Genomic DNA, 22,322 nt, shown 5'->3' on the forward strand with positions numbered 1-22,322 from the left:
GCGAATCCGGTGCGTCCGGCACATCCGGCACATCAGAAAAGGAGAAGAGTCATGAAGATTCTCGTCGTCATGACGGCCAAGGCCACGCTTCATCTGCTGGACGGGGAACAACACCCCTCGGGTTTCTGGGCCGAGGAATTCGCCGTTCCCTACACCCTCTTCAAGGCCGCGGGCCACACCGTGGACGTGGCCACGATCGCCGGCCGCGCACCGACCGTCGACCAGACCAGCATCGACCCCCAGTTCCTCCAGTGGGTCCGCCCCCAGGGATCCGAGGACGCGGACACGGCCAACGCGCTGGAGTACAGCCGGGTCATCGAGAACACCCCGGCGCTGAGAAACCCGATCGCCCTGGAGACCCTGGGCGAGAAGGACATCGCCGACTACGACGGCATCTACATCAGCGGCGGTCACGGCGCCATCGGCGACCTGCCCAAGTCCGACGAGCTGGCGCAGATCCTGCGCTGGGCCATCGCCCAGGACAAGCCGCTGGCCACCGTCTGCCACGGCCACACCGCGCTGCTCGCCCTGCGCGACGGTGAGGGCCAGTGGCCCTTCGCGGGCTACCGGATGACCGCCTTCTCGCACAGCGAGGAGCTCGTCACCAACATGGCCGGCCGCCTCCCGCTGATCCTCGAGGCCGAACTCACCCGGCTCGGCGCCCGCTACGAGAAGGCCGACGCGATCTGGGACTCGCACGTGGTCGTCGACCGCAAGCTCACCACCGGCCAGAACCCGTACTCCTCCAAGGCCCTCGCCGAGACGTTCTTACGCCAGCTCGCGCAGGGCTAGCCGTAGCGCTCCGCCCCTCGCACCCGACACCGGAAGGCAGCCACAGCCATGACCAAGCGCGCGCTCAGCGACCAGCCCTTGGCCAACCCCGGGAAACTGTTCATCGGCGGCACATGGGTTCCGGCCCTGGACGGCCGTACCGAACCGGACATCAGCCCCGTGGACGGCCAGGAGATCGTGCCGGTGGCCCAGGCCTCCGCCGCCGACGCGGACGCGGCGGTGGCCGCCGCCCGCCGGGCGTACGAGGAAGGTCCCTGGAGCAGACTGTCCGCCCAGGAACGCGCGCTGAGGCTGAACCGGGTCGGTGAGCTCATCGAGCGCGACCTGGAGGAGATCGCCCTGCTGGAGACGGTGGACATGGGCAAGCCCTTCGCCTTCTCCTCCACGGTCGACGCCCCCATGGCCGCCCAGCTCATGCACTACTACGCCGGTGCCGTGACCCGGGTGGACGGCTCCTCCCGGGCCCCGGCCGGCGGACAGCTCGCCTACACCCTGCGCGAACCGCTGGGCGTGGTCTGCGCCATCACCCCGTTCAACTTCCCGCTGCTGCTGTCGATGACCAAGATCGCCCCGGCCCTCGCGGCCGGCAACACGGTCGTCCACAAGCCCTCGCCCGCCACCCCGCTGACCGCCCTGAAGATCGCCGAGCTGTTCCAGGAGGCGGAGATCCCGGACGGCGTGCTGAACGTCATCACCGGCCCCGGCGTGGAACTGGGCGAGACCCTCACCGGCCACCCCGACATCGACAAGATCGCCTTCACCGGCTCCACCTCGGTCGGCCAGACGATCATCCGCAAGGCGGCCGGCACCCTGAAGAAGGTGACGATGGAGCTCGGCGGCAAGTCCGCCAACATCGTCTTCGCCGACGCCGACCTCGACGCCGCCGAGGAACTCGCCTTCTTCGGCATCTACTACAACAAGGGCGAGATCTGCACGGCCGGCTCCCGGCTGCTGCTCCAGCGCCCCATCCACGACGAAATGGTCGAACGGCTCGTGACCCGCGCGGCCGCCCTCAAGCCCGGGGATCCGCGCGACCCGGCCACCCTCTTCGGACCGCTGGCCCACCGCGGCCAGTTCGACAAGGTCAGCTCGTACATCGAGGTCGGCGAGAAGGAAGGCGCCGTCCTGCGCACGGGCGGTACCGGCTGGACCCCCGAAGGGGCCTCCCACGAAGGGCTGTACTTCCTGCCGACCATCTTCACCGGCGTCGACAACAGCATGCGGATCGCCCAGGAGGAGATCTTCGGACCCGTCCTGTCGATCATCCCCTTCGACACCGAGGAGGACGCCGTGCGCATCGCCAACGACAGTGCGTACGGCCTCGCCGCCGGAGTCCACACCAGGGACCTGCGCCGGGCCCACCGCGTCGCCTCGCAGATCAAGGCCGGCACGGTCTGGGTCAATTGCTACAACCAGTACGACCCCTCCGTGCCCTACGGCGGCTACAAGGCCTCCGGCTACGGGCGCGAGTGCGGACCCGAGTCCCTGGAGAGCTACACCCAGACCAAGTCGGTCTGGATCGGCATGGACTGACACCCAGCACCCCTCTGAGGAGCCCTCATGCGGATCGGCATCATCGGGACCGGCCGGATCGGATCGACCCTGGCCAGGATCGTCGTGGCGGCGGACCACCAGGTCGTGCTCGCCAATGCCCGGGGCCCGCGCAGCCTCGCGGCCCTGGTGACGGAACTGGGCCCCGCGGCCTCGGCGGCGCACCCCGCCGAGGCCGCGGCCCGCTCGGAAGTCCTGGTGCTGATGGTGCCGTTCGACAAGGTCCAGGGGCTGCTGCCGCAGGACGCCGTACGGGACACCGTGCTGGTCGACGCCACCAACGCGTTCAGCGGCCCCGGCGAACCCCGGGATCTCGGCGGACGCGGATCCAGCGAACTCGTCGCCGAGTGGTATCCGGACACCCGGATCGTAAAATCCCTGAACACCATGCATTTCGAGACGCTCGCCGTCGCAGGTACTTCCGAGGGCCCGCGTCTGGCCCATTTCACGGCGGGCGACGACGGGAAAGCCAAGGAAATCGTCGCGGGAATCATCGCGGATCTCGGATTCGCCTCCGTCGACACCGGTCCGCTGCACTCCGGGGGAATTCTCCAGCAGCCCGGCGGACCCCTCTTCAACCGGCCGCTCACGGAAGCGCAGGCGTTGGCATGGATCTCTCACTGAACGTCAACGGAAGACCCCGGCAGTTCGCTGCCCAGCCCAACGAACTGCTCGTGGAGCGGCTCCGCGACGGCCTCGGGCTGACCGGCACCAAGGTCGGCTGCGACACCGGCCAGTGCGGGACCTGCGTCGTCCAGCTCGACGGCCGGTCGGTCAAGAGCTGCCTGATCCTCACCGCCGCGGCCGCCGGTTCCGAGGTGACCACCATCGAGGGCGTCACCACCCCCGGCGGGGAACTGACCGGCCTCCAGGAAGCCCTGCGCCAGGAACACGGCACCCAGTGCGGCTTCTGCACCCCCGGCATGGTCATGGCACTGGGCGAACTCGTCGGCAACACCGCCGACCGCGAAGCGCCCACCGAGCCCGAGATCCGCGAGTGGCTCACCGGCAACCTGTGCCGCTGCACGGGCTACCACAGCGTCGTACGAGGAGTGCAGCGCGCCTGCTCCGCGGCCCGCGCCCAGGCGCCCGCAGAGCCGGCCACCACCGCCGCGTCCGGACAGGAGGGGTCAGGGAGATGACCGCAGTCACGGGGGAGACCCCGGTGCAGGAGGCGCCGGTCCGGGAAGCACCGGTCCAGGAGGCGCAGGTCCAGGAAGCACCGGTGCAGGAAGCGCCGCCCCAGGACGTGGCGCCCCCGGAGGCCCCGCTCGCCGGCAACGGTGTCCTCGGGCAGCCGCTGGACATCCGCGAGGACCCGCAGCTGCTGCGGGGCGAGGCCACGTACGTGGGCGACATCGACCTGCCGGGCACCGCCCACATGGCCATCCTCGGCAGCCCGGTGGCCCACGCGAAGATCCTCTCCATCGACACGAAGGCCGCCGAGCAGCTGCCGGGCGTGCTGAAGGTGGCCACCGCCGCCGACTTCACCGACGTCATGCCGCTGCCCTGCATCTGGATACCCGGCGGGGTCGAGAGCCACTTCCCGCCCCACCCCTACGGACTTCCCGGCTCCCGGCCGGTGCTGACCGGCGACACCGTGCGCCACGTCGGCGACCCCATCGCCGCCGTCGTCGCCGAGACCCCGCGGCAGGCCGCGGCCGCGCTGGCGGCCATCTCCGTGGAGTTCGAGCCGCTGCCCGTGGTGACCCGCGCCGACGAGGCCCTCGCCGAAGGCGCGCCCCAGCTGCACGAGGCCGTCCCCGGCAACCTGAACGCGTACTGGACCTGCGGCGACAAGGACCGCACCGACGCGGCCATCGCCGCGGCCGAGGTCACGGTGGAGCTCGATCTGGTCAACCAGCGCACCATCAACAGCCCCATCGAACCGCGCGGCGCGGTCGGCGACTACAACGCCGCCACCGGCGAGTACACCCTGTACGCCTCCACGCAGGGCCCGCACAACCACCGCTTCCTGCTCGCGGCCCTGGTCCTCGGGATCCCCTTCAACAAACTCCGCGTCGTCGCCCCGACCGTCGGCGGCAGCTTCGGCACCAAGGGGTACCTGTACCCCGACATGCCGCTGGTCCTGCTGCTCTCCAAGGCGCTCGGCCGGCCCGTGAAATGGGTGGACACCCGCACCGGCCTGATGAACTCCACGGTCCAGGGCCGCGACCACCGCCAGCACGTCACCCTCGCCGGCACCCGGGACGGCCGGATCACCGCCGTCCGCGCCACCAGCTACGCCAACCTCGGCGCGTACCCCTCCACCATCGGCCCCGGCGTGGCCACCGCCCTGATGGGCCGCTCCATCAGCGGGATGTACGACATCGACGCGGCCTTCTGCGAGGTCTACGCCGCCTTCACCAACACCGTCTCGCTCGGCGCCCAGCGCGGCAGCGGGCGCGCCGAGGCCGCCTTCCTGATGGAGCGCCTCGTCGACCGGTACGCCTCCGAGATCGGCATGGACCCGGCGGCGGTACGGCGCAAGAACCTGGTGCCGAAGGAGAAGTTCCCGTACGACAACGGCCTCGGCTGGACCTACGACTCGGGCGACTACCAACTCAACTTCGACCGGGCCATCGAGCTCTCGGACTACGCCAACATGCCCGCCCGCAAGACCGAGGCGCGCACGCGGGGCAAGCGGCTCGGCGTCGGCATCGCCTCCTACGTCGCGATCTGCGGGGTCGGCCCCTCCACCCGGATGTCCCAGGAGGGCATGCTCGGCGGCACCTGGGAGAGCGCGAACATCCGCGTCCACCCGACCGGCGAGGTCACCGTCACCGTCGGCTCCGCCTCCACCGGCCAGAGCCACGGAACCGTCTTCGCGCAGGTCGCCGCCGACGAGCTCGGCATCGACCCGGAGCAGGTCCAGGTGTACGAGGGGGACACGCTCAAGGCCCCGTACGGGCAGGGCACCTACGGCTCGCGCTCCTACAGCATGGCCGCGCCGGCCGTCGCCCTCACCGCCCGGAAGATCAAGAGCAAGCTGGTCAAGGCCGGGGCCGTGTTCCTGGGCATCGCCGAGGACAAGGTCGTCTACGCGGGCGGCAAGGTCTACGAAGAGGGCAACGAGGAGAACACCAAGACCTTCGCCGAACTGGCGATGGCCATGTGGTACGGCTGGGGACTGCCCCCCGAGATCGAGCCGGCCCTCGACGAGACCACCCACTTCGACCCGCCGGACTTCAACTACCCCTTCGGAACGCACGTGGCGGTCGTCGAGATCGACGAACTGACCGGCGAGACCGAGGTGGTGGCCTACACCGCCGTCGACGACGCCGGGAACATCGGCAACCCGAAGATCGTTCTCGGCCAGATCGAGGGCAGCATCCTGCACGGCCTCGGCCAGGCCCTCATGGAGCACGCGGAGTACGACCGCGACGGGCTGCTCATCAGCCGCGACCTGAACCACTACGCCCTGCCGCGGGCCTTCGACGCGCCCTTCTTCACCCTCGGCAAGACCACCACGCCCTCCCCGCACAATCCGCTCGGCGCCAAGGGCGCCGGGGAGATCGCCACCGTGCCGCCCGCCGCGGCCGTGGTCAACGCCGTCGTCGACGCCCTGTCCGACCTGGGCGTCCAGCACATCGACATGCCCGTCACCCCCGAGAAGGTCTGGCGCCGCCTGAGAGGGGAATCCCAGTGATCCTCACCGAGTTCGACTACGTCCGCCCCGTCGGCCTGGACGAGGCCCTGACCCTGCTCGCCGGACAGCCCGGCGCCCGGGTGCTGGCCGGCGGGCAGAGCCTGCTGCCCGGCCTGCGCACCGGGGAGGAGCGGGCCGCCCTGCTCGTCGACGTCCGCCGGCTGGAAGAGCTCCGGGGCATCGAGCGGACCCCCGGGGGGATCCGGATCGGGGCGCTCACCACCCTGGCCGAACTGGCCGCGGACCCGCTCGTCCTGGCCGAGGCGCCGGAACTGGCCGCCGCGGCCCGGGCCAACGGCGACCCCCAGGTCCGCAACCTCGGCACGGCCGGCGGGAACCTCGCCGCCACCGGCCGGGCCACCGACCTGCCGGTCGCCGCCATCGCCGCCGGGGTCACGGCCGAACTGGCGGGCCCCGGCGGGCGCTCCGGCGTGAGCGCCGAGGAACTGGCCGGCTCCGGGCTCCCGGCGGGCACCCTCATCACCGCCCTCCTGGTGCCGGCCGCCGGCCGGGCCGCCGCCTTCGAGAAGACCGCCGACCGGGCGACCCGCTACCCGGTGTGCGCCGCCGCCGTACGGATCACCCCCGAGGGGCCGCGCATCGCGGTTACCGGGGCCACCGTCCGCGCCCTGCGGCTGCGCGGGGTCGAGGACCGGCTGCGCGGGGGCCCGTACACGACGGAGACCGTGCTCGCGGCCTTCCGCGCCGAGCCCCGGGAGCTGTTCGTGCCCGGGCGCGGCACCTCGGCCGAGTACCTCGGCCACCTGGCGGGCGTACTCACCGCCCGCGCGCTCACGAGGGCCGTGCAGGCAGCCGCCTGAGCGCCCGCCACGGGGGAGTTGAAGCAGTGGAACCGCTACCGACGACCGCACGGACCACGCCGTCCACGACCAGCGAGGGGGGCGTCTTGCGTCCAGGGGCCGGCGCTGCCGGAGCGCCGGGGAGATCCGGCTTCTGGGTGGTGGGCGCGGTCCTCGTCCTGCTGATGCTCTCCTCCTCCGTCCCCTCCGCCCTCTACGTGCTCTACCAGCAGAAGTGGGGCCTGTCCTCCGGCATGATCACGGTGGTCTTCGCCCTGTACGCCGTCACCGTGCTCGCCGGACTCCTGCTGTTCGGGTCGCTGTCCGACACCCTCGGGCGGCGGCCCGTGCTCGGCGCCGGACTGGTCCTCGCGATCGTCTCCATGGGCCTGTTCGCCGGGGCCCAGGGCCTCGGCCTGCTGCTCGCCGCCCGCGCCGTGCAGGGGCTGGCCGTCGGCCTGGCCACCGGAGCCATGGGCGCGGCCCTGCTGGAACTCTCCCCGCGCTCCCGGCCCGCGCTCGGCGCCCAGGTCAACAGCGCCGGCCCGACCGTGGGCATCGGGCTCGGCGGCATCGGGGCCGGGCTGCTGGTGCAGTACGCCCCGGCTCCGACCGTGCTGAGCTACCTGCTGCTGGTGGGGGCCTTCGCCGTCACCCTCGTCGGGGTGGTACGGATGGCGGAGAGCGCCCCGCGCGGGTCGGGGGAGCCGGGCGGGCCGGGGGAGCACGGCGGGTCTGGAGAGCCGGGCGGGCCTGGAGGGCGCGGCGGGCTCGGGAACCATGGCGGGCCGGGGAAGCGCGGCGGGCCGGGAGGGCACGGCGGCCGCTTCAAGATCGCCCCGCACCGGATCCGCATCCCCGCCGCCGCCCGGGGCCGCTTCGCCGTGCTGATCCTGACCATCGTCGCGGTCTGGTCGGTCGGCGGCTTCTACCTCTCGCTCGGCCCGCACCTGGCCCTCTCCCTGCTCCGGAGCACCAACTACCTCGTCGGCGGCGCCACCGTGGCCCTCCTCGCGGGGGCCGCCACCGCCGCCCAGCTCCTGCTGGGCCGCACCGAGGCCCTGCGCACCGCCGTCCTCGGCCTGCTCGGCCTGCTCGGCGGGCTGGCCCTGGTGCTCCTCGCGCTCGGGCTCGGCTCGGCCCCCGTCTTCCTGGTGGCCACGGCCGTCCTCGGGGCCGGCTGGGGCGCGGCCTTCCTCGGTTCCTTCCGCGCCCTGAGCGCCCTGGCCGAACCGGCCCACCGCGGCGAACTCACCGCCGCCGTCTACGTCTTCGCCTACCTGGCCATGAGCGTGCCCGCGGTCCTGGCCGGGCTGCTCACCAACATCCACGGACTGCACCGGACCTCGGTCGGCTTCATGGCCGCCGTCGCCGGAGTCTGCGCACTGGCCCTGCTGGCCACGCTGCGGCTGGCCGCCCGGAACCGGGCCGAGGGGAGGACGGCATGAGCGGAGCCGGGAACACCGCCGCCCTGCGGGAGGCGCTGCGCGGGCTGGAGATCTTCGCGGGACTCACCGGGGAACAGCTGGACTGGCTGGTCTCCGTGTCCGAGCCCCGGGTGCTCGCCGACGGGGAGGTGCTCTTCCGCGACGGCGAGGAGGCCACCGGCTTCCACGTGCTGCTCTCCGGCGGGCTCGTGGTGACCAAGGTCGTCGACGGCCGCGAGGAGGTCCTGACCCGGCACTCCACCGAGGAGGAGGGCGCCGAGGCCGACGGGCACGACGGCAAACCGTCGGCCGCGCACCGCTTCACCGGTGAACTGCCGCTGCTGACGGACGGGGCGTACGTGGCCACTGCCGCGGCCAGCGGGCCGGCCACCACCGTGGTGGCGTACCCGAAACCGGTCTTCTTCGAGATGCTGACCCGCTGCCACGGGGTGGCCGCCGTACTGATCCCCGTGCTGGCCTGGCGCATCAAGTCCTCGGAGGTCCAGGCCCGCAAACGGGCCACCGTCGAGGCCCTGGGCACGCTGGCCGCGGGCCTCGCGCACGAGTTGAACAACCCCGCCGCCGCCGTGGCCCGCGCCGCACAGGAGCTGGCGCCCGCGCTGGAGCAGCTGACCCGCACGGCCCAGGCCTGGGGCGCGGCCGCCACGGGCGCGGAGCGCTCCGTGTTCGACAGGCTGGCGGAGGAGCTGGACAAGGTGGCGCCGCCGGTGGTCACCGATCCGCTCGCCCAGGCGGACGCCGAGGAGGAGATCGCCGACTGGGCCGGGGAATCGGGCGCCGAACGGCCGGGGCTGCTCGGCTCGGGGGTGTCCGACCTCGGGCTGGAGCTCGGCTGGCTGCTGGAACGGCTGGAGGGCATCGGCGAGCCGGGCCTGCCCGCGGCCCTGGACCACCTGGCGGCGCTGCTGGAGATCCGCTCCCTCGCCGCCGAACTGCGGGCGGCCGGTCCGCGGATCTCGCAGCTCGTGTCGGCCACCCGGGATTACGCCAATCTCGACCGGGCCCCCGAACAGCGCTTCTCGGTGACCGACGGACTGGAGAACACGCTGGTCGTCCTGCGTGCCAAGCTCGCCGGGATCGTGCTCGTGCGCGCGTATGAACCGGACCTCCCCGAACTGACGGGCTATCCGAGCGAGTTGAACCAGGTGTGGACCAACCTGGTCGACAACGCGGCGGCCGCCATGGAAGGCGCCGGCACGCTCACCCTGCGGGCCCGGGTGGAAGGCGTCTGCATGGTGGTGGAGATCGCGGACACGGGCTCCGGCATTCCGGAGGAATCCCTGCCGCGGATCTTCGAACCCTTCTACACGACCAAGGACGTGGGGAAGGGGACCGGTCTGGGACTGCACCTCAGCTACCGCATCGTGACCCAGCGCCACCACGGTGCGATCACGGCCCGCTCCCGGCCGGGAGAGACCCGGATGACCGTCCGGCTGCCGCTCTCCGGGACGGATCCGTCCTGCGCCGCACCCGTGGCACCCGTTGCGCCCGCCGCGCCCCCTGTACCCCCTGTACCCGCCGCACCCGATTCATCCATGCCGAAGAGTCACCCGTCGAACAGTTGAAACGGAGTCCACATGCCCAAGTACGACATCGCCACCCTGCACCCGGTGTTCGTCCGCCAGATGGAGGCGCTCGCCGCCCTGGACATCGAGGCCGTGATGAAGAACTACACCGACGACGCGGTGCTGCTGCGCTTCGAGGGGGTCTCGGTCGGCATCGACGCGGTGCGCGAGACGTTCACCGGATACCTCACCGTGAAGCCCACCCTGGTGGAGCTCCAGGAGTACATCGAGACCGACGACACCATCTTCTACCGGGCGATCATGAACCTGAACGGCGAACCGGAGCACGCGTTCGGGACACTTGTGGTGCGTGATGGCCGAATCTGGCGGCAGACAGCCGGATTCGGCGGCTGACCGCCGAAATCTGGGTAGCGTGTGCGGGGAGGGCGGGTTGTGCGCCCTCCCCGTATGTGCAGCAGTCGTAGATATATGCAAGAGGCGTGAAGGGGAGGTCATGGAAACCGAAACCGGACGGGTCGAGGCATTCAGTGACGGTGTATTCGCGGTCATCATCACGATCCTCGTCCTGGAATTGAAAGTTCCGGAAGAAACGGGATCCGACTTCTGGCACGGAGTACGCGAACAGTGGCCGCACTATGCCGCCTACGTGGTGAGTTTCCTCATCATCGGCGTGATGTGGGTGAACCACCACACCATCTTCAGTCACATCAAGCGGGTCGACCGACCCCTGCTGTTCCTGAACCTCCTGGTGCTGATGGTGGTGTCGGTGGTCCCGTACACGACCAACGTGCTCGCCGAACACCTCATGGAGGAAGGCGGAGCCGCCAATGCGGCGGCCGTCCTCTACAGCCTCGTCACCGTGGCCTATGCCCTGGCCTTCCTGGCCTTCTGGTGGTACGTCACCCGGGTCGGGCACCTCTTCCACGAACAGGTGGACAAGGACGGCGCCCGGGCCACCAGGGTCCGCTTCGGTCTGGGGGCCATCGCCTATCCCTGCACCGTCGCCCTGGCGTTCTTCTCCGCACCGCTCACGCTTGTCGCACACTTCCTGATCGCGCTCTACTATGCGGCGAACCAGATCCCCATCCCTCTCGTGGTAGAGGAAGAGCGGCTCGATACTGCCAGCGACCTCAGGAAGTAGCCGCCGGGGCCTACGGCCGTTCTCCGCGGTCAAGTAGGGTAATGGATCTAGCTGGTCGCGGGGGAGGCCCAGATGGCTCGCGTAGTCCTGCCGGAGGAATCCACGAAGGAAATCTCCGATTTGATCGATGTTCTGATCTCGCTCTTCTTCGAATCATTACCCCGGCGGGACCAGCGAAACTGGGCCCGCGTATATCTGAACGGCCTGGTGCGGACCAGCGGAAAGAAAACCATCCGTAACATCGCCGGAACAGGGGCCAGTTCCGTCGAGCAGAGTCTCCAGCAGTTCATCAGCAAGTCACCCTGGGACTGGACCCCCGTCCGCCGCTCCCTCGCCCAGCACCTCGAACGCACCGCGCAGCGCCCGCTGGCCTGGGTGGTCCAGCCGATGGTCATCGAGAAGGCCGGCGACCGCTCGGTCGGCGTCGGCCGGCAGTTCGTCCCCCAGCTCGGCCGCACCGCCAACTGTCAGCAGGCCAGCGGGATCTGGCTGACCTCCAGTGACGCCGGCTTCCCCGTCGAATGGACCCTCACCCTCCCCGGGCCCTGGACGGCGGAACTCCTGCGGCGCAGGCGGGCCGGCATCCCCGACACCGCCCGCTCGCTCACCCCCGCACAGGACGCGGTACACGCCGTCCAGCGGATGGCCGCCACCTGGCAACTCCAGCGCAGGCCCGTGGTGATGGAAGTGTCCAACAGCGAACTCCCGCAGTGCATCGAATCGTTCGCGCTCCAGGACATCCCCTTCGTATTCAAAGTGGACGGCACCCTGCCGGTCTCCTTCGGCGGGGCCGGCCGCCACAAACCCGGCCCGCACACCGCGCCCGCCCGCGAACTCATCGACTCCCTGCGCTCCCAGCGCCGCGTGGTCGAATGGACCCGGCACGGCCGCGCCGAGGGAGCGGTCACCCTGCTGACCTCGGCCGCCATCTTCGCGACCCCCGGCGAGGACCGGCTCGTACCGGTGCCGCCCACCCCGCTGCTGCTCGTCGGGGCGTGGACCGAAGCGGCCCTGCTGCCCTCGGAGTTCTGGATCACCAACATAGGGGACCGGCCGCTCGCGCAGCTGTTCCTCCTCGCCAAGCTCACCGACCGGGTCGCGCTCGACTTCACCGCGGTGTGCGAACCGGCCGGCATCCGCGATTTCGAGGGCCGCTCCTTCAGGGGCTGGCACCACCACGCCACCCTCGCCAGCGTCGCCCACGCCGCGATGCTGCTCGGCGCGCGGGGGCGGGAGGCCGATCCGTACCCCGGCCCGGCCCGGCCCACGGCGCCCCGTACGGTCGCCACCCACACCGCCGCGCCCCCGGGGCTCCCGCCCAGACCGCTGCTCCCCGGGCAGGCCCCGCGCCGCGAGTACATCCGCTGATGCTCGACATCGCCGCGGAGCTACGCGCGTGGTGCGCCGCCGAACAGGACTTCGCGGTGGCCACGGTGGTCGCCGTCAGCGGCAGCGCGCCGCGCGGACCGGGCGCCTCCCTCGCCGTCGACGCCGGGGGCACCGCGCTCGGCTCCCTGTCCGGTGGCTGCGTGGAGTCGGCCGTCCACGAGCTGTGCCTGGAGTCGATCGCCTCCGGGGAAGGAGGCGTGCACCGCTTCGGATACAGCGACGACGACGCCTTCGCGGTGGGGCTGACCTGCGGCGGAGTCCTCGACGTCCTGATCACCCCGGTACGCCGGCACGACCCGGTGCGGCCCGTCATCGGCGCCGTGCTCGACGCCGCCTGCGGCGGACGGCGCTCAGCGCTGGGCCGGGTGGTCTGCGGGCCGCCGGAGCAGCTGGGCCGGGCCCTGGCCGTGCACGCCGACGGGTCCTACGAGGGCTGGCTGGGCGGGGGCGCCGAGCTGGACCGCGCCGCCGCCGAGCGGGTGCACGGCTGGCTCGCGGCCGGGCGCACCGGTACCGCCGAGCTGGGCACGGCGGGCGGGCTGTGCGGCCAGCCGCTGACGCTGCTGGTCGAGTCGGCCGCCGAGCCGCCCCGGCTCCTGGTCTACGGGGCCATCGACTTCGCCGCCGCGCTCACCCGGATCGGGGCCTTCCTGGGCTACCGGGTCACCGTGTGCGACGCCCGGCCCGTCTTCGTCACGCCCGCCCGCTTCCCCGAGGCGGACGAGGTGGTCGTGGACTGGCCCCACCGGCACCTGGCCGCGGAGTGGGAGGCGGGCCGGCTGGATCCCCGTACGGCGGTGTGCGTCCTGACGCACGACGCCAAGTTCGACGTCCCGCTGCTGACCCTCGCGCTGCGACTGCCCCTCGGGTACGTGGGGGCGATGGGATCGCGCCGCACGCACGGGGAGCGGGCGCAGCGGCTGCGGGCGGAGGGGCTGCCGGCGGCGGCGCTGGCCCGGCTGCGGTCTCCGATCGGCCTGGACCTCGGCGGGGAGACCCCGGAGGAGACGGCACTCGCCATCGCCGCGGAGTTCACGGCCGTCCGCTACGGGCGGGGCGGCGGCGCGGACGGGGGCATCGGCGCGGGCGGTGGCGGCGGAACGATTCTCCCGCTGGCGCGGAGCGGGGGGCCGGTGCACCGGCGCGGCAACGGGACCAAAGTCCCGTAGGAAACGACCATCCGGCCCCAAATGTCCTGGACGATCGACCCGGGCGGTGTGAACTCCAGGTCGTGTGAGAATGAAGTACGTGCGTTCCTCGACTGCCCTGTCGGGGTCACCTCCGATCGACTGGGATGTTCAGCACGTGCGTTTTCTCAATGACCTGAAGCCGCCGTACGACCTGACGTACGACGACGTATTCATGGTGCCGAGCCGCTCCGCGGTCGGTTCCCGCCAGGGCGTCGACCTTTCCGCGCCTGACGGCACCGGCACCACCATTCCGCTGGTCGTGGCCAATATGACCGCCATCGCCGGCCGCCGGATGGCCGAGACGGTCGCCCGCCGCGGCGGCATCGTCGTCATCCCGCAGGACATTCCGATCGACGTCGTCACCGACGTCATCTCCTGGGTGAAGACCCGCCACCTCGTGCTCGACACCCCGATCACGCTGGCCCCCACCCAGACCGTCGCCGACGCCCTGTCGCTGCTGCCCAAGCGCGCGCACGGGGCCGGTGTCGTCGTCGACGCCGACGGCCGTCCGGTGGGCGTCGTCACCGACCACGACCTGACCGGCGTGGACCGCTTCACCCAGCTCTCCGAGGTCATGTCGAAGGAGCTCCTGCTCCTCGACGCCGACATCGACCCCCGCGAGGCCTTCAACAAGCTCGACGCCGGCCACCGCAAGCTGGCCCCCGCCGTCGACAAGGACGGCAAGCTCGTCGGCATCCTCACCCGCAAGGCCGCGCTCCGCGCGACCCTGTACACCCCGGCGACCGACGCCAACGGCAAGCTGCGCATCGCCGCCGCCGTCGGCATCAACGGCGACTTCGTGGCCAAGGCCAAGCAGCTGCTCGACGCGGGCGTGGACACGATCGTCATCGACACCGCGCACGGCCACCAGGAATCGATGATCAGCGCGATCAAGGCCGTCCGCGCGCTCGACCCGCAGGTCCCGATCGTCGCCGGCAACATCGTGGCCGCCGAGGGCGTCAAGGACCTGATCGACGCGGGCGCCGACATCATCAAGGTCGGTGTGGGCCCCGGCGCCATGTGCACCACCCGCATGATGACCGGCGTGGGCCGCCCGCAGTTCTCCGCGGTCCTGGAGTGCGCGGCCGAGGCCAAGAAGCACGGCAAGCACGTGTGGGCCGACGGCGGTGTCCGTCACCCGCGCGACGTGGCGATGGCGCTGGCCGCCGGCGCGTCGAACGTCATGATCGGTTCCTGGTTCGCCGGTACGTACGAGTCCCCGGGCGACCTGCAGCAGTCGGCCGACGGCCGCCTGTACAAGGAGTCCTTCGGCATGGCCTCGGCGCGTGCGGTGCAGAACCGTACCTCCGAGGAGTCGGCCTACGACCGGGCCCGCAAGGGTCTCTTCGAGGAGGGCATCTCCACCTCGCGGATGTTCCTGGACCCGGCCCGTCCTGGCGTCGAGGACCTGATCGACTCGATCATCGCGGGCGTCCGCTCCTCCTGCACCTACGCGGGTGCGGCCTCCCTCGCGGAGTTCGAGGAGAAGGCCGTGATCGGCATCCAGTCCGCGGCGGGCTACGCCGAGGGCAAGCCGCTGCACGCCAGCTGGAGCTAGAGACGACCTAGTACCCCTTTTCCCGTGGCCCCCGGGCCGTCCCCTGCGGACGACCCGGGGGCCACGGGCGTACCCGGGACCCGTACCCGGCCGAATCCAGCCCCTCCGGCGTTTGAGGAGCCGGGTCCGGGGCGGAGCCCCAGGAGGCCCGGGTGGAGCCCGGGGACCGTTCGGCGCTCGGGGGCGACCGGTCGGCGCAGCGGGTGGCGGGATACGTCAGGCGGCGGATAACTCCCCGTGCGGGGTCCGGCACGCTCGGAGCATCCCGACCCGGAAGGGGTACCCCATGCCCGCGACCGTCACCCCCTACACCCTCGCCCGCCTGCAGCGGGAGCACGGCAAGGCGCTCCACGGATTCCTCCTCGGCCTCACCTTCGGCGACCGCCACCGCGCCGAGGACCTGGTCCAGGAGACCTTCTTCCGTGCCTGGAAGCACCCGGAGGCCCTGGAGAGCAGCGTCCACGCGTCCATGCGGCCCTGGCTGTACACCGTCGCCCGGCGCGTGGCCATCGACGCCCGCCGGGCCCGCCTGTCACGGCTCGCCGAGGTCGGCCCCGACGGGCTGGAGCACTCGCCGGCCGACGAGGACCGCACCGAACGCTCCGTCGCCGTCCTCGACGTCCGCGGCGCCCTGCGCTCACTCAGCCCCGATCACCGGGCCGTACTCCTGCAGATCTACTTCCGCGGAGCCAGCGTCTGCGAGGCCGCCGAAGCGCTCGGAGTACCCGTCGGAACGGTCAAATCCCGTACGTACTACGCCTTGCGGGCCCTGCGCGCCCTCCTGCCCGGCTACGAGGACGGCCACCTCCGACCGTGAGCGGACCTCCAGTTTGGCCAGGATGTGCGAGACGTGGGTCTGCACGGTCCGGCGGGACAGGAACAGGGCCGAGGCGATCTCGGGGTTCGTCCGGCCCCGCGCGACCAGCAGCGCCACCTTCAGCTCCGCCGGAGTCAGCGCCTCCCACCCCCGGGCGGGCCTGCGCCGCGCCGCGCGGCTGCCCCGGCGCACACCCAGGCTCCGCAGCCGGGCATCGGCCCGGGCCGTGTCCCACCGCGCGCCCAGGGTCTCGTACGAGGCCACCGCGCGGGTCAGCGCCTCCCGTGACCCCGGCAGGTCCCCGTGCCAGGCCCGGGCCACCGCCAGGTCCTCCAGGGTCTGCCCCAGCACCAGCCCGCCCCGCGCCCGCGCCACCGCCCCGGCCAGCAGCTCCGGGTCCTGCGCGAACAGCCCCCGGCAGCGCAGCAGGGCCAGCACCGGGCCCGGGTACTCCGGCAGGGCGGCCGCCGTGCGCGCGCAGGCGGCCACCGCCGACCGGGCCGTGCCCGCGTCCCCGGCCTCCAGCGCGAGCCGGACGGCCTCCGACAGCGCCCAGGGACGGTCGAAGGCCACCGCCTCGTCCACCCCGTCCTCCAGTACGGGCCGCAGTGCGTCGAGCGCCTCCCCGGGGCGCCCGTCGCGCTCCGCCAGCAGGGCGCGGGCCAGCAGGACGTGCGGTCCGTGGCGGCGGGTCGCGGGAGGGCCGTCGGCCGCGGCCGCGTTCGGCGGCAGCTTCGCCAACTCGGCCCGCGCCGCTTCCCGTTCGCCCCGGTGTCCCAGGATCAGCGCGCGCAGTCCGTGCGTCAGTACCGGCAGCCAGCCGTCCGAGACGGGCATGTCCCGCGCCCGGGCGAGGCCGGCCAGGGCCGCGTCCCAGTCGCCCTGCCGGTAGCGGAGGTCGGCCAGCAGCGCCTCCGTGACCACCAGCCGGCCCGTCGAACCGGTCCGGATCGCCAGCTCCCGCGCCTCGGCCAGCGCCGCCGCCGAGACCTGTGGTTCGTCGAACCGCAGGTGGCCCTCCGCCTGGTTGGCGAGGAGCAGCAGCCGCATGTCGTTGGCAGCCGGGCTGCGGCGGGCGTGTGCGATCCCGGCCGCCACGTGGCGCAGCGAGTCCCGGCCGCGGTTCAGGTGGAACAGGGCGAAGGACATGGCGTGTTCGGCCTCGGCGCCGCAGAGCGGATCGCCGAGTTCCCGCGCCCGCTCGACCACCGGTCCGGCGAGTGCGTACGCCTCCTGCGGCCGGCGCAGATCGGCAAGTGCCAGCACCCGGCACGCCTCCAGGCGCAACCGCCAGCCGGAGCAGGGCACTTCTTCGGCCAGTGCCTCTTCGGTGACCTCCAGCGACCGGGCCATGTCCCCCTGGATCATCAGCGCCGACACCAGCTTGAAGGCGAGCACGGCCCGTCGCCCGGGATCCTCGGCCCGCTCCCGCAGGGTCCCGAGCAGCTCCACCGACTCGGGCCGCCGCAGCATCAACGCGGCATCCGCGAGCCCGTCCTCCAGGGCCTCCCGGTACGGACTGCCGGGCCGGCCGTCGGGTCGGCGCGCGGCCCGGCCGGTGTCCCGGCCGGAGTCCCGGCTCATGTCCTGGCCGGAGTCGCGGCCGGAGTCCCGGGCCGTGTCCTGGTCGGAGTCGGAGTCGGAGTCGGAGTCGGAGTCCCGGCCCATGTTCTGGCCGACGTCCCGGCCCATGCCCCGGCCCATGCCCCGGCCCGAGGCCGGACCCATGGCCCGGTCCGTCTCCTGGTCCGCGCTCTGGTCCACGGCCCGGCGCAGCAGCGCGGCCGCCGTTTCCGGTGCCACAGCGATCAGGGCCTGGGCCGAACGCGCCGTCCAGAGCACGGCCCACGGGTCCAGTGCCCCGCCCTCGAGCAGCTGCCCGGCGGTCCGGGCGGGGTCGAGCCCGGCCCCGGCGAAGGCCCGGGCGGCGTCCTGGTGCAGGGCGGTACGGGCGGCCCCGGGCAGCGCCGCGCACAGGGCCAGGCGTACGGCCGGCTGCCGGAACCGCAGGGCGTCACCGTCGGCGGGCTCCGCGCTCCCCGCCCCGGACCCCGCCGCGCCGGGCCTCCGCGAACCGGCGGGCCCGGGCGCCGGGCGGCCAGGGTCCGGCTCCGGTTCCGGAGCCCAGGCGGGGAGGCGGGACGGCTCCAGGACGCCGGTCAGGAGGGGTTCCTCCAGGTCCGCGAGCAACTCCCGGACGGGTCTGGCCCGTACGAGGGACAGCTCGCGCGCGGTGAAGGACGGACCCAGCAGCGCCGCATGGCGCAGGGTGGCCACCGCGGCCGGGTGGAAGCGGCTCAGCTCCCGGAGCACCGAGCCGGGCGGCGGGGGCAGTTCCCGGGGTGCGACCACGAGCTCGGCGCCGGTCCCGCGGACCTCGATGTCCCCGGACCAGTGCGCGAGCAGCTCCCGCAGCAGCCGGGGATTGCCGCCCGCCTGCCCGGCGGCCTCCCGCAGCCGGGGCCCGGGATCCGCGCCCAGCACCTCCCGGACCAGCGCGGCCGACTCCGCCCCGGTCAGCGGCTCCAGCCGGAGCGTCCGCCCGCCCGGTCCGCCACCCAGCCGGGCACAGAGCTCCTCCACCTCCGCCCGCCGGGGCAGGTTCCGCCGGGCCACGACCAGCAGCAGCGGCAGCCGCAGCGCCGCCCGCGCGAGGTGGCGCCAGAGCAGCAGGGTGGCCGGGTCCGCCCACTGGAGGTCGTCCAGGGCCAGCAGCATCGGCCGCCGCGCACACCACTCCTCGACATCGGCGGCCAGCAGGTCCACGGCCGCCAGCAGCGCCCCGCCGGGCTCGGCCGACCGCCGGGCCTCCCGCAGCAGGGCCAGCGCGCGCGCCCGCCCGGGACCGGCCGGGTGCAGGCAGTCCAGTGCGGCGCGCAGCGGGAGTCCGGTGCCCAGCGCCTCCGCGGCCCCGTATCGCACCCGGCAGCCGAGCGCGGCCGCCCCGGCCAGCGCCTCGTGCAGGAAGGCGGTGCGCCCCGCGCCCGGCTCCCCCTCCACGATCAGGCAGGCTCCGCCGCCCTCCTTGCCGGTGGCCTCCCGCACCCATGCCCGTAAGGCGGCACGGCACTCCTCGCGATGCTGTTCTCGCCCGACCCGCACGTCGGCGATCCCTCCGGTCGTTCGCGCCCTCCCCAGGATGGCAGCCCGCGGCCCGGTCAGCGCCGGGGAATTCGGCCAGGTGGGGCCGAACTGTGTACTCCCGCACGGTATTTGGGAATCCGCACGGTTATCTTCATGCCCGCGCCGACTCCCGTTTCGATGACCAGGCCATGGCTGTCCCCGTAGACCTGGCGCAGCCGGTCGTCCACATTGGGCAGCCCGATGCCGGACGAGGAACCCGCTCGTTCCCCGGCCAGGATCCGGCGCAGCAGGGCCGGGTCCATTCCGACGCCGTTGTCCTCGATGGTGATCAGGGCCTCCGCGCCCGCGTCCCGGGCCGCGATGGTGATCCGGCACTCTTCGGTGGAGTCCTCCAGCCCGTGCTTGACCGCGTTCTCCACCAGCGGCTGCAGGCACAGGAACGGCAGCGCCACCGGCAGCACCTCCGGTGCCACCTGCAGGGTCAGTTTCAGCCGTTCCCCGAACCGGGCCCCGGCCAGCGCCAGGTACTGCTCGATGGAGCGCAGCTCCTCGGCCAGTGTGGTGAACTCCCCGTGCCGCCGGAAGGAGTAGCGGGTGAAGTCCGCGAACTCCAGCAGCAGGTCCCGCGCCCGCTCCGGATCGGTGCGCACGAACGAGGCGATCGCCGCGAGGGAGTTGAAGATGAAGTGCGGGGAGATCTGGGCGCGCAGCGCCTTGATCTCCGCCTCCATCAGCCGGGTCCGCGAACGGTCCAGCTCGGACAGCTCCAGCTGTACGGAGACCCAGCGCGCGACCTCGGTCGCGGCCCGCACCAGCACCGCCGACTCCCGCGAGCCGTAGGCCACCAGCGCGCCGAGCATGCCGTCCTCGCCGGTCAGCGGGGCGACCACGGCCCACTTCAGCGGGCAGCCCGGCCGCTCGCACTGGGTCCGCACGCTCTGGCTGCGCCCCGAGTCCAGCATCACCGCGACCCGGGCCATCGCGCGGCGCTCGTGGTGGTCGGCGCCCGGGCCGTCCCAGGCGAGGACGGACTCGCGGTCCGTCAGGCACAGCGCCTCGGTGCCCAGGAGCGAGCGCAGGCGCCGGGCCGCCTTGCGGGCGGCGTCCTCGGTGAGGCCGGCGCGCAGCGGGGGAGCGGCGAGCGAGGCGGTGTGCAGGGTGTGGAAGGTGGCCCGTTCGACGGGGGTGCCGAGGTCGAGGCCGAGGGCGCGCTCGCCCCGCCGGGCCTGCCGCCGGCCACCGGCCCAGCCGAGTCCCAGCAGCAGCACGGCGCCGGCCACGCCCAGCACGGAGATCAGTGCTCCGGTCACGGAGCACCGTCCTTCCCGGCCGGCGTGACCGGTACGGCGCCGCCACCCGCGGGTGCCGCCACCGCCACGTCCTCCGGCAGGTGCAGCCGGGCCAGCGTCGCCGCCGTGCCCGCCGGGATCCGCCCGCGCGTGGCCAGCGACACCGCCACCATCGTCAGGAAGCCCAGCGGCACCGACCACACCGCCGGCCACGCCAGCAGCGTGTTCACCCAGCCCGCCGGAGCCAGTCCGGCCCGCGTCGCCAGCACCGCGCTGAGCGCCGCCCCGCCCCCCGTCACCAGCCCGGCCACCGCCCCCGGCGGCGTCAGCCCGCGCCACCAGATCCCCAGCACCAGCAGCGGACAGAACGAGGACGCCGACACCGCGAAGGCCAGCCCCACCGCGTCCGCCACCGGCACCTGGATCACCGCCACGTTCCCGGCCAGCGGTACCAGGATCGCCACCAGCACCGCGACCCGGAAACTGCGCACCCCGCGCGAGGGCAGCACGTCCTGGTGCAGCACCCCGGCCACCGCCATCGTCAGCCCCGAGGCCGTCGACAGGAACGCCGCGAACGCGCCCCCCGCCAGCAGCGCCCCCAGCAGCTCGCCGAGGAGCCCGCCCACCAGCCGGGCCGGCAGTACCAGCACCGCCGCGTCGGCCTCCCCGGTGAGGGCCAGTTCCGGGGCGTAGATCCGGCCCAGCGCCCCGTAGACCGGCGGCAGCAGGTAGAAGACGCCGACCAGCCCCAGCACCACCAGCGTGGTGCGCCGCGCGGTCCGGCCGTTGGGGCTCGTGTAGAAGCGGACCGCCACGTGCGGCAGCCCCATGGTCCCGAGGAAGGTGGCCAGGATCAGCCCGTACGTCGCGTACAGCCGCAGCTCCGGCCGGTCCCCGGACAGCGGCTGCGACCAGCTCGAGACGCCGGGTCCGGCCTCCGCCCGGCTCGCGGGCACCGGGGAGTCCGGGGCGAACTCCAGCCGCGCGTGCGCCCGTACGGCATGGTGCCCGGCGCCGAGGGTCACCGGCTCGCCCGTATAGGAGCGCCCGTCCACCCGCCCGGTCACCGTCACCGTCAGCGGCGCGTCCAGGGACAGCCGTACGTCCTGGGCCAGCGTGACCGCGGTGTGCTCGCGGAAGACCGCCGGGGCGTCGAAGGTGGCGCGCGGCGCGCCGTCCCCCACCCAGGCCGCCAGCAGGAAGAAGACCGGCACCAGCAGGGCGGTGAGCTTGAGCCAGTACTGGAAGGCCTGCACGAAGGTGATGCTGCGCATCCCGCCGGCCGCCACCGCCGCCGTCACCACACAGGCGACCACCACCCCGCCCACCCAGTGCGGGGCCCCGGTCAGGATCTCCAGCGTCAGGCCCGCGCCCTGGAGCTGCGGCAGCAGGTACAGCCAGCCGACTCCGAGCACGAACAGCACCGCGACCCGGCGCACCACCCGCGATTCGAGCCGGGCCTCGGCGAAGTCGGGCAGGGTGTACGCGCCCGAGCGGCGCAGCGGGGCCGCGACCAGCACCAGCAGCACCAGGTACCCGGCGGTGTACCCCACCGGGTACCAGAGCATCTGCGGCCCCTGGAGCAGCACCAGCCCGGCGACACCGAGGAAGGAGGCCGCGGAGAGGTACTCGCCGCCGATGGCCGCCGCGTTGAGGCGGGGGCCGACCGTCCGCGAAGCCACGTAGAAGTCGGAGGTGGTCCGGGATATCCGCAGGCCCAGCGCGCCCAACAGCACCGTCACCAGGACGACGACGGCGACCGCGGTCAGCGCGTACGTCTGGTTCACCGGCGGGTCCTTCGGCTGGGGACGGGGACACGGGCGCGGGGCCCGGGCCCGCGAGCGGCCCTGCCGCGGGCGGGATCCCGGGAGTCTACGCACGCCCCGGGACCGGGCGACAGGCCCTCCCGCAGGTCAGGCCGGATCCAGGCCGTCCCTTCCGGATCCTGCCGGGCCCGCGCTGCCCGCCACGGCACCAGAGGCCGCGGGCTCGGCCGACAAGGTCCGAAAGACACGGCCTCGGTCGTCCCTTCCCGATCCTGCCGGGCCCGCGGTGCCCCGCACCGTACCCGGCCGCGCCGTGCGGCCT

Annotated in this window: 16 protein-coding genes and 1 pseudogene; 14 read left to right on the plus strand and 3 right to left on the minus strand. The window is 73.0% G+C overall.

All coding sequences use genetic code 11. The features are described 5' to 3' along the window. Positions 1-51 precede the first annotated feature (51 nt). The 14 genes from OG904_RS26350 (at position 52) to OG904_RS26415 (ending at position 15,861) form a co-directional block, all read left to right on the plus strand. Positions 52-792: a type 1 glutamine amidotransferase domain-containing protein gene (locus OG904_RS26350; protein WP_405495019.1), complete on the plus strand. Its 741-nt coding sequence runs from the start codon at positions 52-54 to the stop codon at positions 790-792. 48 nt (positions 793-840) lie between these two features. Continuing rightward, positions 841-2,325: an aldehyde dehydrogenase family protein gene (locus OG904_RS26355; protein ID WP_405495021.1), complete on the plus strand. Its 1,485-nt coding sequence runs from the start codon at positions 841-843 to the stop codon at positions 2,323-2,325. A 27-nt stretch (positions 2,326-2,352) separates the two neighbouring features. After that, a complete protein-coding gene (locus OG904_RS26360; RefSeq protein WP_405495023.1) occupies positions 2,353-2,967 on the plus strand; it encodes an NADPH-dependent F420 reductase in 615 nt (204 codons plus the stop codon). Next, positions 2,952-3,485, plus strand: a complete 534-nt coding sequence (locus OG904_RS26365; protein ID WP_405495025.1) for a (2Fe-2S)-binding protein — start codon at positions 2,952-2,954, stop codon at positions 3,483-3,485. The genes OG904_RS26360 and OG904_RS26365 overlap by 16 nt, the downstream gene beginning before the upstream one ends. Continuing rightward, positions 3,482-5,992 carry a xanthine dehydrogenase family protein molybdopterin-binding subunit gene (locus OG904_RS26370; RefSeq protein ID WP_405495027.1) on the plus strand — a complete coding sequence of 837 codons (2,511 nt, stop codon included), beginning with the start codon at positions 3,482-3,484 and terminating at the stop codon, positions 5,990-5,992. The genes OG904_RS26365 and OG904_RS26370 overlap by 4 nt, the downstream gene beginning before the upstream one ends. Next, entirely contained in the window at positions 5,989-6,813 is an 825-nt protein-coding gene (locus OG904_RS26375) for an FAD binding domain-containing protein (protein ID WP_405495029.1), read from the plus strand. The genes OG904_RS26370 and OG904_RS26375 overlap by 4 nt, the downstream gene beginning before the upstream one ends. A gap of 137 nt (positions 6,814-6,950) precedes the next feature. Further along, a complete protein-coding gene (locus OG904_RS26380; RefSeq protein ID WP_405495031.1) occupies positions 6,951-8,240 on the plus strand; it encodes an MFS transporter in 1,290 nt (429 codons plus the stop codon). Next, entirely contained in the window at positions 8,237-9,805 is a 1,569-nt protein-coding gene (locus OG904_RS26385; protein WP_405495033.1) for an ATP-binding protein, read from the plus strand. Before OG904_RS26380 ends, OG904_RS26385 begins: the two co-directional genes overlap by 4 nt. A gap of 12 nt (positions 9,806-9,817) precedes the next feature. Beyond that, positions 9,818-10,159 carry a nuclear transport factor 2 family protein gene (locus tag OG904_RS26390; RefSeq protein WP_328297589.1) on the plus strand — a complete coding sequence of 114 codons (342 nt, stop codon included), beginning with the start codon at positions 9,818-9,820 and terminating at the stop codon, positions 10,157-10,159. A 100-nt stretch (positions 10,160-10,259) separates the two neighbouring features. Beyond that, on the plus strand, positions 10,260-10,907 hold the full coding sequence (locus OG904_RS26395) for a TMEM175 family protein (RefSeq protein ID WP_405495036.1): 648 nt from the start codon (positions 10,260-10,262) through the stop codon (positions 10,905-10,907). A gap of 72 nt (positions 10,908-10,979) precedes the next feature. Further along, complete coding sequence (locus tag OG904_RS26400) at positions 10,980-12,275, plus strand: IS701 family transposase (RefSeq protein ID WP_405495038.1); 1,296 nt, start codon at positions 10,980-10,982, stop codon at positions 12,273-12,275. Next, the gene (locus OG904_RS26405) at positions 12,275-13,465 is read left to right on the plus strand and encodes an XdhC family protein (RefSeq protein ID WP_405495040.1); all 1,191 of its coding nucleotides are present in this window, start codon (positions 12,275-12,277) and stop codon (positions 13,463-13,465) included. Before OG904_RS26400 ends, OG904_RS26405 begins: the two co-directional genes overlap by 1 nt. Before the next feature lie 70 nt (positions 13,466-13,535). Continuing rightward, positions 13,536-15,044, plus strand: coding sequence for a GuaB1 family IMP dehydrogenase-related protein (locus tag OG904_RS26410; protein ID WP_405495042.1), 1,509 nt, complete (start codon positions 13,536-13,538; stop codon positions 15,042-15,044). Between the two features lie 286 nt (positions 15,045-15,330). Next, positions 15,331-15,861, plus strand: a complete 531-nt coding sequence (locus tag OG904_RS26415; RefSeq protein ID WP_405495044.1) for a sigma-70 family RNA polymerase sigma factor — start codon at positions 15,331-15,333, stop codon at positions 15,859-15,861. Positions 15,862-15,897: 36 nt separating this feature from the next. Here the strand turns inward: OG904_RS26415 and OG904_RS26420 are convergent. The 3 genes and pseudogenes from OG904_RS26420 to OG904_RS26430 form a co-directional block, all read right to left on the minus strand. Beyond that, positions 15,898-18,963: pseudogene (locus OG904_RS26420) on the minus strand (AAA family ATPase); the annotation flags it as partial. Between the two features lie 56 nt (positions 18,964-19,019). Then, entirely contained in the window at positions 19,020-20,255 is a 1,236-nt protein-coding gene (locus OG904_RS26425) for a sensor histidine kinase (protein ID WP_405495046.1), read from the minus strand. After that, on the minus strand, positions 20,252-22,021 hold the full coding sequence (locus OG904_RS26430; RefSeq protein ID WP_405495048.1) for a cation acetate symporter: 1,770 nt from the start codon (positions 22,019-22,021) through the stop codon (positions 20,252-20,254). The genes OG904_RS26425 and OG904_RS26430 overlap by 4 nt, the downstream gene beginning before the upstream one ends. Positions 22,022-22,322: the final 301 nt, after the last annotated feature.

This window comes from Streptomyces sp. NBC_00096 (assembly GCF_045041305.1).
GTDB lineage: Bacteria > Actinomycetota > Actinomycetes > Streptomycetales > Streptomycetaceae > Streptomyces.